The organism is Kribbella aluminosa, from assembly GCF_017876295.1.
GTDB lineage: Bacteria > Actinomycetota > Actinomycetes > Propionibacteriales > Kribbellaceae > Kribbella > Kribbella aluminosa.
Window position 1 is genome coordinate 973,041 of sequence record NZ_JAGINT010000001.1, and the last position, 12,740, is coordinate 985,780.

Consider the following 12,740-nt stretch of genomic DNA (forward strand, 5'->3'; position numbering starts at 1 on the left):
TTGCTACCGTAAAAGGAATTGGTAGCATGATGCAACCAGGAGGTGTGGGATGGTCAAACGGACCAGGTTCGACGGTGAGAGCTGCCCGGTCGCACGGTCGGTGGACGCGGTCGGCGACTGGTGGTCGTTGCTGATCGTGCAGGACGCGTTCGACGGCAGCCGCCGGTTCGGTGACTTCCAGCGCAGCCTGGGGGTGGCCAAGAACATCCTCAGCGCGCGCCTGCGGGCGCTGGTCGACAGCGGGATCCTCGAGCAGGTTCCGGCCGGGGCGCGTCACGAGTACGTGCTGACGCCCAAGGGTGAGGCTCTGTTCCCGGTCGTCGTGGCGCTACGGCAGTGGGGCGAGGCGTTCGCCTTCGACGCGAACGAACCCCACTCACAACTACTCGACCGCCGCGACCGGCAACCCCTCCGCCCCCTCGAAGTCCACGCCGCCGACGGCCGCCTGCTCACCTCCGCCGACACAGAGGTACGCAAAGAGCTCAGCTGAGGTGCTCCGCGAAGGCGCGGATGGACGGGGTCTCCTCGCCGCGGCGCCAGACGAGGGCGAGGGCGGAGTCCGGGAAGCCTGTCAGTGGGACGGTGGTGATGTCGGCGCGGTGGTTGTTGGCGGCGGTGGATTCGCAGATCAGCATCGCGCCGCGGTCGGCGGCGATCAGTGACAGGCCCTCCTGCAGCGTGGCGACCTCGGGACCGCGATGGATGAGCGCGCCGGCCGGGGTCTGGGTCGGCGCCTGGGCCTGGCGCCAGTACCCGGGCGCCGGGCCGGAGTATGCGATCAGGGTTTCGCCTGCCAGTTCCTCGGCGTCGATCGAGGTCCGCGCGGCCAAGCGATGGCGTTGTGAGACGGCGAGCGTCTGCGGGTGACGTGAGAAGACCGGGCCGACGACCAGATCGTCCTCGGCGACCGGCAGCAGTACGACGGCCGCGTCGATCATTCGGCGACGGAGTCCGCCGGACGGGTCGTTCAGGGGGAGTTCGCAGACGTTGATCAGGCAGTTCGGATTACGCGACTGGAACGCCGACACCGCCCGGAGGATCTCGTCGCTCGCCGCACCCTGGAACCCGATCCGGAGCGTGCCTTTGACGGCGGCGGCGTACTGGCGGGCATTCTCGACCACGCGCTCCAGCGCTGCGTACGCCGGCCGCAGCGAGGTCAGGAACTCCTTGCCCAGCGGCGTCAGGGCCACCCGCCGGCTGGTCCGCTCGAACAACGGGCCGCCGATCCGCCGTTCGAGCGACTGCAGCAGTTGGCTGACCCGGCTTTGCGACAGGTAGAGCCGCTCCGCGGTACGCCCGAAGTGCAGCTCCTCGGACAGCACCAGGAAGCACTCCAGTTCGCGGACGTCGAGCGCCACGTCGCACCCCTTCGATCGATTAGCCCTACTAATACAAGCATCACCAGATCGTCGTTGTTCCACACCGCTCTCCGGCCGCTCACTGGTGACATGACAACAATCTGCGCCGACGCGGTCGAGACGCGCGGGTGGGCCGCGTCCGTGACGATGGCAGCCACCGTCTTCACCGTGGTGACCGCCGAGATGCTCCCCGTCGGCCTACTCACCCCGATGAGCGAATCCCTCCACGTAACGGACGGCGCCGCGGGCCTGGCGCTGACGGCAACAGGTGTGACTTCCGCAGTTGCCGCGCCGGTTCTCCCGTTGATGCTGGGCCGGCTGGACCGCCGCGCAGTACTGGGCGGATTGATGGTGCTGCTGGCTGCGTCGGCGTTCGCCGCCGCCATCACGTCCGACTTCTCCGTGTTGATGGTGACGAGGGTCCTGATGGGCATCTCGATCGGCGGCGTCTGGCTCCTCACGGTCAGCCTCGCCCGCCGCGTAGTACCGCCGACCGCCGCCGGCCCCGCCACTTCCCTGATCTTCTCCGGTATCGGCATCGCCTCCGTCCTCGGCATTCCGGCCGGCGCGTACGTCGGTGAGCTGGCCGGCTGGCGCTGGGCCTTCGCCGGCGTCGGCGTACTCGCCCTGGTGCTAGCCGTTGCCCTGAGCATCAACCTGCCCAGCCTCCCACCGGAGCGCGCCGTCCGGCTACGTGACGTACGACAGGTGCTCAAACGAAGCCAGGTCCGCGTGGGGCTCGTCCTCGTCGCGTTGATCGTGACCGGGCACTTCGCGGCGTACACCTACATCCGCCCACTCCTCGAACCCCGCATCGCCCCAGTGCTGATCGGTGCGTTCCTGCTCGCGTACGGCGTGGCCGGTGTCCTCGGCAACTTCCTCACCGGCGCCCTCCGCCCGCACCGAGCCCTGACCGTCATCGCTGCAGGTATCGCCCTCGCGACGTTGGTCATGCCAACAGTCGGCGCGACGGTCGCCGGATCCCTTGTCCTGCTGGTGATCTGGGGTTTCGCGTACGGCGGTACGACGGTCAGCACGCAGGCGTGGGCGCACGCCGCGGCGCCCAGTGCCCCCGAATCATCGTCCGCTGTCCTGGTGGGGGTGTACAACGGATCGATCGCACTGGGCGCCTTCACCGGCGGCCAGGTCGCCGACCGCTTCGGTGTGGCGACGGTCACCTGGCTCCCCGCGGTCCTCGCGACCGCGGCGCTTGTCGTACTACTGGCGCACCGCCGCCAGCGCGGCTGAGTCCTCGTCGCCGAAGGTGTCCTCGAGCTTCTCCGGCGAGTAGTCCAGGTCGATCCCGGCGACGTCCGCGCCGACCGCCGACTCGATCGCACCGAGCCGGCGGGTGGCGCGGTCACCGGCGTACGTCATCAGGGCGGTCGGGTTGATCTCCGGCGGAAGCTCTGCCGAGTTGTCGAGAGCCCACTGGATCTGCGTCAGCGCATGCGGGAGGAGCTCCTCCATCGTGTCCGTGACGACCTTCCAGTTCGACTCGTCGGCGGCGACGTGCCGGCGGCAGGTGAACGTGCCCCAGGCCATGTGCCGCCGCTCGTCGTCACCGATCCGGCGGATCAGCTCCTGCATTCCGGGCAGTACGCCGCGGGACGTGCAGAGCAGGTTCCACGCGTGGTACCCGGTGAGCGCGAGCGTCCCTTCGACCACATGGTTGTAGGTCACGGACGCGCGCACCTGGTTCGACGGCGACGGGTCGTCGGCGAGCGACTTCAGGGCGACCGGCAGCGCCTCGTAGAAGATCGCGCGGTACCCCGGGTTGTTCTCGACGTACCGATGGAGGTCCTCGGTGACGCCGACCGCGTCCAGCCAGAGCCGGAAGACCGCGGTGTGCTTGGCCTCCTCGAAGCAGAACTGCGTCAGGTACATCTCGTCGCCGAAGCGCCCCTCGGCTGACATCGCCTGCAGGAACGGCTGCAGGTCCTCGGTGACCGCCTCCTCGCCGGCGATGAACTGCGAGCAGAGCAGCAACGCGTTGTCCTTGTCGTTGTCGCCCAGCTCCTGCCAGTCCTTCGCGTCCTGGCTGAAGTCGATGTCCCGCGGGTTCCAGAACTTGCGGTTGCCCTTGTCGAACAGCCGCAGCGGCAGCGCGTCCCAGTTGAGCCCGCCGGCCTTCAGTGAGCTGAAACCCTGCCTGTGCAGTTCGTTCATACGTGCAGCCTCCTGGATTCGGCGGGACGGTGCTGTTTCAAGAGGGGAGAGAGAACGCGAGCCAGCTGCGCCGCCACCACCGCCGGGGGAGGGCCCGGGGTGACGATGTGGCTGATGACGACGCGCAAGGCGACGTCGACGCAGCTGGTCGCGTCCTCTGCGGGTACCTCCGGCCAGTGCTCCCTGACATGGGCATCCAGCCGGAGGTGTGCCAGCTCCAGCACCTGCTGCCCCCGTGTCGTCAGCAGCTGACTGGCCTGGTCCGATCCCGGCCGGCCCAGCGCCGCCTTCACCAGCGGGTTCTCCCTGGCCAGCGTGAGCGCCCGCTCGACCGCGGCCCGGAGGCCGTCGATCGGATCGGACTGCTCGGCGAGCGCTGCGTTCACGTCCAGCAGGAACCGCTCGGTCTCGCGTCCCGCGACGGCCTCCAGCACGCCCCACTTGTCCCCGAACTCGTTGTAGACGGTCTGCCGGGACACCCCAGTACGACGGGCGACCTCGGCCATCCGGAGCCCGTCGTACCCACCTGTCTCGATGGCGTCCTGTGCAGCGTCCAACAACTCGTCACGAAGGCGGCGTCTGGTCCGGTCGGCAAACGAGTCCATGCGGACGAGGGTTTACAAAAATGGTCCGGATGTCAAGAGTCCGGACAGTGTGTCCTCAGTTGTCAAGTGCGGAGAAGTGCGAGGCGTCGCCGGTGCGCGGCGTACTGCGGACCCCGTCGACGCTCACCGGTACGTCGCCGGCGAGCGTGATCCGGTGCAGCCGGCGCGGCAGGTCGTCGTAGTCGGCGACGCCGTAGTGCTGGGTCGCGCGGTTGTCCCAGATCGCCAGGTCGCCGGGCTGCCAGTGCCAGCGGACGGTGTTGTCGTTGTTCGTCACGCGGTTCTGCAGCAGGTTGAAGAGCGCGGTGGTCTCGGTGGAGCTCAGGCCGACGAACCGCCGTACGAAATGACCGAGGACCAGGGAGCGCTCGCCGGTCTCGGGGTGGACGCGGACCACCGGGTGCTCGGTCTCGAACAGCTTGGACTCGAACTGCTTGTGGTGCTCCTCGTACTTCACGTCCACCCCGCCGATCCGCCCCTCGTCCGCGTGGCCGGCGTAGTCGTACACGTTGCTGTGCACCGCCCACAGCCGATCGACCAGCGCCTGCAGTGCCTGCGGGAGATTCGCGTACGCCGTGACGGTGTTCGCCCAGGTGGTGTCTCCGCCGTACGCCGGCAGCGTGACCGCCCGGAGCAGGCTGATCGCGGGGATCCGGTCGATGAACGTGACGTCGGTGTGCCAGCTGTTCGCCTTGCTGTAGTCGGAGTCGATCGGCAGCACGTTCGTGGCGCCGTCGAGGCTCTTCGAGGTCGGGTGCGCGAGCGTCGGCGTCCCGAGCAGCTTCGCGAACGCGAGCTGACCGGCGTCGTCGAGGTGCTGCTGCTCGCGGAAGAAGATCACCTTGTGCTCGAGCAGCGCGCTCCTGATCGCTGCCACGGTCTCCGGCGCCAGGTCCCCACCCAGCCGGACTTTGCCGACTACCGCCCCGAGCGTCCCACCCACCTTGCTGACGGTGATTTCCGGTGCTTGCAGTTGTGCGGTCATGACGTGCTCCCTCCGGTCGCGCCGGCCGGCTCGCCCGGTGACCGGCTGCTGGAAATTCCCCCCGCCCCGGGCGAAGCGAGGGGCGGGGGTCGGTTAACTTCTATTTTTCTACTGATTTAGTAGCTTTTGGGGTTGTTTCGGGATGCGAGACCGGGTGCGTGACGGGTCACGTAGTGTTGGGGGCGTGTCAACCGCCGCTCTTGAATCCGCCCCTGAGACCGCCGACGTGCCGGAGTTGGTCGTCGGGTTCGACCTGGACATGACGCTCATCGACTCCCGGCCCGGGATCCAGGCGGTCTGGGACCTGCTGGCCGCGGAGACCGGCGTACCGATCGACTCCGAGCTGGTCGTCAGCCGGCTCGGGCCGCCGTTGACCTGGGAGATGGCGAACTGGTTCCCGCCCGAGCAGGTCGACGCGATGGTCGCCCGGTACCGCGAGCACTACCCGGAGCACGCGATCTCGGGCAGCCTGCCGCTGCCGGGCGTGGCCGAGTCGCTGGCCGCGATCCGCGCGCTCCGCGGCCGCACGATGGTGGTGTCCGCGAAGTACACCCCGTCGGTCCGGCTGCACCTGGAGCACCTCGACCTGGACGTCGACGAGCCGGTCGGCGACCTGCACGGAGCCGAGAAGGGTACGGCGCTGCGTGAGCACCAGGCGACGGTCTTCGTCGGCGATCACACCGCGGACATCGACGGCGCGCATGCCGCCGGTGCGGTCGCGGTGTCGGTGGCGACCGGCCCGTTCACCGCGGACGAGCTGCGCGCGTACGGCGCCGACGTCGTACTGAACGACCTGACCGAGTTCCCGGCGTGGCTCGAGGAGTACGTGCTCGAGCAGCGGCTCGAGGCGTTGATGCGACGGCTGTCGTCGTACGACAAGATGGTCGTCGCGTTCAGCGGCGGCGCCGACTCGGCGTTCCTGCTGGCGGCCGCGGCGCGGGCGATCGGCCCGGCGAACGTGATCGCCGCGACCGCCGTCTCGCCGTCGTTGCCGGCCGCCGAGCTGGAGCCGGCGGCGCGGTTCGCGGACGGTCTCGGCGTACGGCATGTCACCCCGCACACGCACGAGATGGAGCGCGAGGGCTACCAGGCGAACTCGGGTGCCCGGTGCTACTTCTGCAAGGCCGAGCTGATCGAGACGCTGCAGCCGATCGCGGACGAGTTCGGCATCACCGCGATCGCCACCGGGACCAACGCGGACGACGCGATCGCCGGCTTCCGCCCCGGGATCCGGGCGGCGTTCGAACGCGGCGCGCTGACGCCGCTGCGGGACGCCCGGCTGACCAAGGCGCAGATCCGGAAGGCGTCGCGCAGCTGGGGACTGGACACGTCCGACAAGCCGGCCGCGGCCCTGCCTGTCGAGCCGGATCGCGTACGGCATCCGGATCACCCCGAATCTGCTCGTCCGGGTCGACCGTGCCGAGCAGGCGGTCCGCGACCGGTTGGCGTCGTACGGCGTCGAGAACGTACGCGTCCGCGACCTCGGCGACAGCGCCTCGATCGAGATCGACGCGGCGTTGCTGGACCGGGTGGACCGGCAGGACCTGGTCGACGCGGTGGTCGCGGAAGGGTTCGCGACCGCGCAGGTCGACCCGCGCGGATTCCGCTCCGGGTCGATGAACGAGCGGCTGCCGGAACCTGAGAAGTACCGCAACCTCTAAAGGGTGCGGGAAGACTGCTTGATCAGGTACTTTCCCGGAGGCGCCGTTGCGCCGCTTCACGTACGCTTGGTTTTCGATTCCGAACGATTCACGACTGCTGTGCTTGATTTCTACAGATGGGGTTCCCGTGCCCGTAGGCAAGGTGAAGTGGTATGACTCCGAGAAGGGGTTCGGATTCCTCAGCAAGGAGGAGGGCGGGGACGTCTACGTCCGCGCCGAGGCCTTGCCGTCGGGTGTGACCAACCTGAAGCCGGGCCAGAAGGTCGAGTTCGGCGTCGTCGAGGGCCGCAAGGGCGAACAGGCCCTGCAGGTCCGGCTGATCGACCCGCCGCCGTCGGTGGCGAAGGCGATGCGCCCGAAGCCCGAGGACATGCAGGTCGTCATCGAGGACCTGATCAAACTTCTCGATCGGATCGGCGAGGGCTACCGCCACGGCCGCCAGCCCGACAACAAGTCCGCCCGCCAGGTCGCGACCGTCCTCCGAGGTGTGGCCGACAAACTCGACGTCTGAGGTCAGCTCGTCAGTCGATCGATCCGGGACTGGATGCCGTCCAGGACGGTGTCCAGTCCGAAGCCGAACTCGGCCGCGTCGAAGTCGCCGGCGTAGCCCTCGTCCGGCGGCACCTCGAGGGTTGCGGCGATGCCCGGAAACCGGTCCGGGGTCGCCAGCATCGCCAGCCGCTGGGTGTAGAGCCGGTCGGCTACCTGTACGGCGTCGGGCTCGGTCAGCATGTTCGCGGTGAGTTGCGCCGTACCGCGGACGTAGATGTTCACCAGCAGCATCGCGGACAGCCGGTCCTGCGGTGCCAGCGGCGTACCGTCGAACGCCTGCAGGCCGGCCTCCATCCAGGCCAGCTGGTGCGGTGACAGTGGCGGTTCCTGGATCGGGATCTGCAGGATCCACGGGTGTTGCCGCAGCCCGTCGCGGAACGCCTGCGCCCACGCGGTGACCTTCTCCCGCCAGCCGCGCTCCGGGTCGAATGCCGGCGGTTCGGCGAAGGCGTGCTCGAGCATCACGACGTACAGGTCGTCCTTGGCGTCGACGTACCGGTAGAGCGACATCGTGGTGAAGCCGAGCTCGGCGGCCACCTTGCTCATCGAGACCGCCGCCAGCCCACCCGCGTCCGCCAGCTTGACCGCGGCCCGCGCGATGTCGCTGATGTGGAACGCCGGCTTGGGCCCCGGCCGGCTCCGCCCCTCGATCCCCCAGAGCTGCTGCAAGACCCTCGGTAGCTCTTCCATAGTCACCCACTCTCTCCCTCCGCTCCGCCGAGCGAAGCGAGGCTGCTTTTCCGCATCCTCTCCCTCCGCTCCGCCGAGCGAAGCGAGGCTGCTTTCCTCTCATCCTATCTGTTTACAGCATAGACAGTCGTGTGTATGGTCTGTGTATGGCGCACACAGTGTGCGGCGTAGACAGATAAACCGGAGGGGTGTCATGGGTACGAACCAACGGGCGGGACGCAAGGAGTGGATCGCTCTCGGCGTGCTCGCGCTGCCGCTGCTGCTGGTCTCGATGGACGTCTCGGTGCTGTACTTCGCGGTCCCGTTCATCAGCGCGGACCTCGGCGTGTCGGCGACCGAGCAGCTGTGGATCTTCGACATCTACGGGTTCGTGCTCGCCGGCCTGCTGATCACGATGGGCTCGCTCGGCGACCGGATCGGCCGCCGCCGGCTGCTGCTGTTCGGCGCGATCGGGTTCGGGCTCGCGTCCGTCGCCGCGGCGTACGCGCAGAACCCGGAGCAGTTGATCGCCGCCCGCGCCGTCCTCGGTATCGGCGGCGCGACGCTGATGCCGTCGACCCTGGCGCTGATCCGGAACATGTTCCACGACCCGAAGCAGCGGTCGAAGGCGATCGCGTTCTGGAGCGCGGTGATGATGGGCGGGATCACGCTCGGTCCGGTGCTCGGCGGGTTCCTGCTGGAGCACTTCTGGTGGGGTTCGGTGTTCCTGATCAACACCCCGGCGATGGTGCTGCTGGTGGTGCTCGCGCCGGCGCTGCTGCCGGAGTTCAAGGCGCCGGTGCGCGGGCGGTTCGACCTGCTGGGCTCGGTGCTGTCGCTGGCCGCCGTACTGCCGGTGATCTGGGGGATCAAGGAGTTGGCCGCTCACGGCTGGTCGGCGTCGCCGGTGGTCGCGATCGTCGCCGGGCTGGTGCTCGGGGTGCTGTTCGTGCGGCGGCAGCGGACCGCGGAGCACCCGATGGTGGACCTGTCGATGTTCCGGAACCGTGCGTTCAGCGGGTCACTGGCCGCGAACACGATCGGGACCTTGGCGCTGGTCGGGAACGCAGTGTTCCTCACGCAGTACCTGCAGCTGGTGCACGGGCTCTCGCCGCTGAAGGCCGCGCTGTGGTCGCTGGCGCCGTCGGTGCTGGTCGGTGGCGCCGCTCCCTTGGCGACCGTGCTGGCCGGGAAGCTGGATCGGGCCTACGTCATCGGTTGGGCCTTCGTGCTCGCGGCTTCGGGGTACGGCGTACTCACCCAGGTGCACGTCGACTCGTCGCTGGTGGTCCCGCTGGCCGGCGCCGGTCTGCTCGCGGCGGGCCTGGTGATGGTGATGACGCTGGTGACCGAGGCTGTTGTCGGTTCGGTCGCTCCGGAGCGTGCCGGGTCGGCGTCCGCGGTGATGGAGACCTGCTCCGAGTTCGGTGGAGCGCTCGGGATCGCGGTCCTCGGCTCGATCGGCACCGCGGTCTACCGGTCCGACCTCCCCGCTGGTGTGGCCGGCCCAGTCCGCGAGGGTCTGCCCGCCGCCACCGCCGCGGCCGCCCACCTCCCCGCCCAACTGGCCGGCACGGTCCTGACCACCGCCCGCCACGCCTTCACGCACAGCATGAACGCCGTCGCCCTGGTCGGCGCCATCCTCCTCCTGACCACCGCGATCATCACCACCCTCACCCTCCGCGGCACCACCCACCCGAGCCCGACCGAGGAGCCCGCCCCCGAGGAGGCGGACCTGGCTCCCGCAGCCTGATCCTGGGAACGGCAGCTGTGGGGAAGATTTTGGCTATCGGGGTGGGCGGCGGGGGTCGCCGGGGCGGCGTTTGAAGGGGGAGCGGTTGCGTTCCTCGGTGGGCTCCTCGGACCAGGGCGCCGGTTGTTCTTCGGTGGTGTCCTCGTCGTCCGCGGGCTGGCCGCTCCACCAGCGGCCGACCGGCTGTTCGGGCGGGGGCTTCTGATCGCCCGAGCGCCATTCGACAGTCGGCTCGTCGTGGGAGGTCGAGCGGCGTTCCCGGTTCGCGCGTTGCTCGGCGACGCTGAGGATGGTCCGCGTCGTGCTCTCGGAATGCTCGTCGTACGACGGCTGCCGGTGCGGGTGATGCGGGCCGTCGGTGCGCGGGCCGCCGAGGCCGCCGGGACGGAGCGGGCCTTCGGTCGGGCGGGCCGCGGGGCGCATCCGCAGTACCAGGAAGACGACGATCAGCAGCACGCCGGCGAGGAACCCGAAGCCGAGCCGCGGGATCAACGGCAGCAGGATCCCGCACCCGCCACCGATCACCCACGCGAGCTGCAGCACGGTCTCCGAACGCGCGAACACCGACGTACGCACGGACTCCGGCACGTCGCGCTGGATCATCGCGTCCAGCGACAGCTTCCCGAGCGAGCTGCACAACCCGGCGACCAGGCCGAGCGCCACCAGGATCGGGAGGCCGTACAGCACCGCGACAGCGACCGCGACGGCGGCGTCCGCGAGCAGTACGACGAGGACGACGCCCTCCGGTTTACGGGCCTTGAGCAACGATCCGAGGAGGGTGCCGAGGGTGTTGCCGATGCCGGCCGCGGCGATCACCGCACCGGCCGCGACCGCACCCTTGACGCCGCTGATCGGCTGGTCGCGGAGCAGGAACGCCAGGTACATGGTCAGGAACCCGGACACGAACCGCAGTCCGAGGTTGCAGCGGATCCCGCGCGACACCGCGGCGGTGATAGCGCGCTTGCGGGCCTCGCGGCCCGCCGTGCCGGTGGCCTCTTCTTCGGCGGGGGAGTCGACCGCGCCCGGCAGCCGGATCGCGAGGACCAGGCCGACGATGTACACCAGCGCGGCCCAGCGCAGCGACCACTGCGGGCCGATCGCGGCGAACGCACCCGCGAGTCCCGCGCCGATCGCCCCACCGGCGACTCCCGCGAGCGAGATCCGGGAGTTGGCCGTGACGAGCGTGATCTGTTTCGGGAGCAGCCGCGGTACGGCGGAGGCGCGGGTGACGCCGTACGCCTTCGAGGCCACCAGGCAGCCGAGCGCCGCCGGGTACAGCCAGACGGAGTTGTGGCTGGAGATCGAGGATGCCAGCGCCCAGACCAGGAACGCGCGGGCGCCGAGGGTCGCGCCGATCGCCCACCGGCGGCCGTGCCGGAACCGGTCGAGGATCGGGCCGATCAGCGGCGCCATCAACGCGAACGGGGCCATCGTCAGCAGCAGGAACAGCGCCACCCGGTCCCGCGCCTGGTCGCTCGGCACGGTGAAGAAGACGGTCCCGGCCAGCGACACGGCGAACGCGGTGTCACCGGCGGCATTCACCGCGCCGAGCTCGATCAGCCGCGACAGCCCCGACTCGCCCGCACCCTGCGCACCGGTCAGCCCACGGATCCGCCGCCCGGTCGCCCGCCCGAACTTCCCCCCGACCGTCGCCGCCTTCCGCGAAGCCGACGCAACGCCCTCCGCGCCGACCTTCGAGGCATGCCCGACCTTCTTACTGGCACTGCCGACCTTCTTACTGGCACTGCCGACCTTCTTGCCCGCACTCCCGACCCGCTCCCGGGCATCCCCAAGCCGATCCCCAGCCGACTTCGCCGCCCCACCCCCGTCCCCGCTCCGTGGTGCGCCTCTTGACGGGTTGCCGCCGCGTACGCCGTTGTCCCCCACGTCCCCACCTGACCGCTCGCTCGCGGGCTGTCCGCCCGGAGCGCGCTCGCCGTTCCCCGGCTCGTGTCCACCACCGGACGGCGCGCCGCGGTTGTCGCGGGCGTTCGGGTCGGACGGGCCGGGGGAGTGCATGAAACCATCCTGCCTCTTCCCGGGGACAGACCGCAGTCACCGCGCGTACGAACGTGGACCGTGGGCGGTTCGGCGTACGGCAGGAGGCGTGCGAGAATAGGCGATTGTGACTCCCGTCAAAGCACCGGAATCGGTACGTGCCAAGCCCGACGCCATCTGCGTCGCGGCGGTCGAACCGGCCCGGGAGGCCGCGATCGCCCAGGCCGGTGGTGCCCGGGCCGGTGCCGCCCAGGTCGGGGAACACCTCGGTCACCTGGTCGAGGGCGAGCGCCTCGTCACGCACTACTTCGCCTCCGCCCACCCCGGGTACCGCGGCTGGCGCTGGGCCGTCACGCTGACCCGCGCGTCCCGTGCGAAGACCGTCACGATCAACGAGGTCGTGATGCTCCCCGGCGACGACTCGGTCGTCGCGCCGGAGTGGGTCCCGTGGTCGGAACGCGTCCAGCCCGGCGACCTGCGTCCGGGCGACCTGTTCCCGACGCACCCGGACGACCCGCGCCTGGAGCCCGGATTCACCGACACCGCGGACGCCCCCGAGGACGTGCTCACGGTCGTCGAGGAGCTCGGCCTCGGACGCGAGCGGGTGCTCTCGCAGTTCGGTCGCGAGGAGGCGGCCGAGCGCTGGTACGCCGGCGACTTCGGCCCGGCGTCCCCGATCGCCCAGGCAGTCCCGTACAAGTGCCACTCCTGTGGCTACTGGATCCGCCTCGCCGACAGCCTCGGCCAGGCCTTCGGCGTCTGCGCCAACGAGATGGCCCCCGGCGAGGCCCACGTGGTCGCCTACGACTACGGCTGCGGCGCCCACTCCGACGCCACCATCGACCTCGCCGAACCCCCCACCCCCGACCACGCCTTCGACACCACCGGCTACGACACCCTCGAACTGGCCGAACAAGCAGGCGAGTAGCACTCGCAGCACGCCCCACCGCGCGCTCGGAGCTGGCGCGTGCCTTCGACTGCCTCGTCGGG

The 12,740-nt window shown here is 69.8% G+C and carries 12 protein-coding genes; 6 read left to right on the forward strand and 6 right to left on the reverse strand.

Translation table 11 applies throughout. The features are described from left to right. The first annotated feature begins 49 nt into the window (after nucleotides 1-49). Complete coding sequence (locus tag JOF29_RS04830) at nucleotides 50-490, forward strand: winged helix-turn-helix transcriptional regulator (RefSeq protein ID WP_209693030.1); 441 nt, start codon at nucleotides 50-52, stop codon at nucleotides 488-490. Here the strand turns inward: JOF29_RS04830 and JOF29_RS04835 are convergent. Next, complete coding sequence (locus tag JOF29_RS04835; protein WP_209693031.1) at nucleotides 483-1,358, reverse strand: LysR family transcriptional regulator; 876 nt, start codon at nucleotides 1,356-1,358, stop codon at nucleotides 483-485. The two genes, JOF29_RS04830 and JOF29_RS04835, sit on opposite strands and share 8 nt — an antisense overlap. A 90-nt stretch (nucleotides 1,359-1,448) precedes the next feature. Between JOF29_RS04835 and JOF29_RS04840 the strand changes: the two genes are divergently transcribed. Next, nucleotides 1,449-2,606 (forward strand): MFS transporter, encoded by a 1,158-nt coding sequence (locus tag JOF29_RS04840; RefSeq protein WP_209693032.1) that lies wholly within the window; start codon nucleotides 1,449-1,451, stop codon nucleotides 2,604-2,606. Here the strand turns inward: JOF29_RS04840 and JOF29_RS04845 are convergent. Genes JOF29_RS04845 through JOF29_RS04855 form a run of 3 tightly spaced genes read right to left on the reverse strand, consistent with a single transcriptional unit; the run spans nucleotide 2,577 to nucleotide 5,117 of the window. After that, nucleotides 2,577-3,527 (reverse strand): R2-like ligand-binding oxidase, encoded by a 951-nt coding sequence (locus JOF29_RS04845; RefSeq protein WP_209693033.1) that lies wholly within the window; start codon nucleotides 3,525-3,527, stop codon nucleotides 2,577-2,579. The genes JOF29_RS04840 and JOF29_RS04845 overlap by 30 nt on opposite strands. Then, nucleotides 3,524-4,132: a TetR/AcrR family transcriptional regulator gene (locus JOF29_RS04850; RefSeq protein WP_209693034.1), complete on the reverse strand. Its 609-nt coding sequence runs from the start codon at nucleotides 4,130-4,132 to the stop codon at nucleotides 3,524-3,526. Before JOF29_RS04850 ends, JOF29_RS04845 begins: the two co-directional genes overlap by 4 nt. Before the next feature lie 55 nt (nucleotides 4,133-4,187). Further along, entirely contained in the window at nucleotides 4,188-5,117 is a 930-nt protein-coding gene (locus JOF29_RS04855; protein ID WP_209693035.1) for a TauD/TfdA dioxygenase family protein, read from the reverse strand. Nucleotides 5,118-5,301: 184 nt separating this feature from the next. Here JOF29_RS04855 and larE point away from each other — a divergent pair, with 184 nt between their 5' ends. Both larE and JOF29_RS04865 read left to right on the forward strand, forming a co-directional pair. Beyond that, nucleotides 5,302-6,759 carry an ATP-dependent sacrificial sulfur transferase LarE gene (gene larE / locus JOF29_RS04860; protein ID WP_307863148.1) on the forward strand — a complete coding sequence of 486 codons (1,458 nt, stop codon included), beginning with the start codon at nucleotides 5,302-5,304 and terminating at the stop codon, nucleotides 6,757-6,759. Between the two features lie 146 nt (nucleotides 6,760-6,905). Beyond that, entirely contained in the window at nucleotides 6,906-7,289 is a 384-nt protein-coding gene (locus JOF29_RS04865) for a cold-shock protein (protein ID WP_209693036.1), read from the forward strand. 2 nt (nucleotides 7,290-7,291) lie between these two features. On the opposite strand, the gene JOF29_RS04870 is transcribed toward JOF29_RS04865, so the two are convergent. Continuing rightward, nucleotides 7,292-8,020, reverse strand: coding sequence for a TetR/AcrR family transcriptional regulator (locus JOF29_RS04870; RefSeq protein WP_245357897.1), 729 nt, complete (start codon nucleotides 8,018-8,020; stop codon nucleotides 7,292-7,294). A gap of 193 nt (nucleotides 8,021-8,213) precedes the next feature. Here JOF29_RS04870 and JOF29_RS04875 point away from each other — a divergent pair, with 193 nt between their 5' ends. After that, nucleotides 8,214-9,752 carry an MFS transporter gene (locus tag JOF29_RS04875; protein ID WP_209693038.1) on the forward strand — a complete coding sequence of 513 codons (1,539 nt, stop codon included), beginning with the start codon at nucleotides 8,214-8,216 and terminating at the stop codon, nucleotides 9,750-9,752. A gap of 33 nt (nucleotides 9,753-9,785) precedes the next feature. On the opposite strand, the gene JOF29_RS04880 is transcribed toward JOF29_RS04875, so the two are convergent. Next, nucleotides 9,786-11,771 (reverse strand): MFS transporter, encoded by a 1,986-nt coding sequence (locus JOF29_RS04880; RefSeq protein ID WP_245357449.1) that lies wholly within the window; start codon nucleotides 11,769-11,771, stop codon nucleotides 9,786-9,788. Nucleotides 11,772-11,877: 106 nt separating this feature from the next. Between JOF29_RS04880 and JOF29_RS04885 the strand changes: the two genes are divergently transcribed. After that, on the forward strand, nucleotides 11,878-12,678 hold the full coding sequence (locus JOF29_RS04885; protein WP_209693039.1) for a DUF3027 domain-containing protein: 801 nt from the start codon (nucleotides 11,878-11,880) through the stop codon (nucleotides 12,676-12,678). Nucleotides 12,679-12,740: the final 62 nt, after the last annotated feature.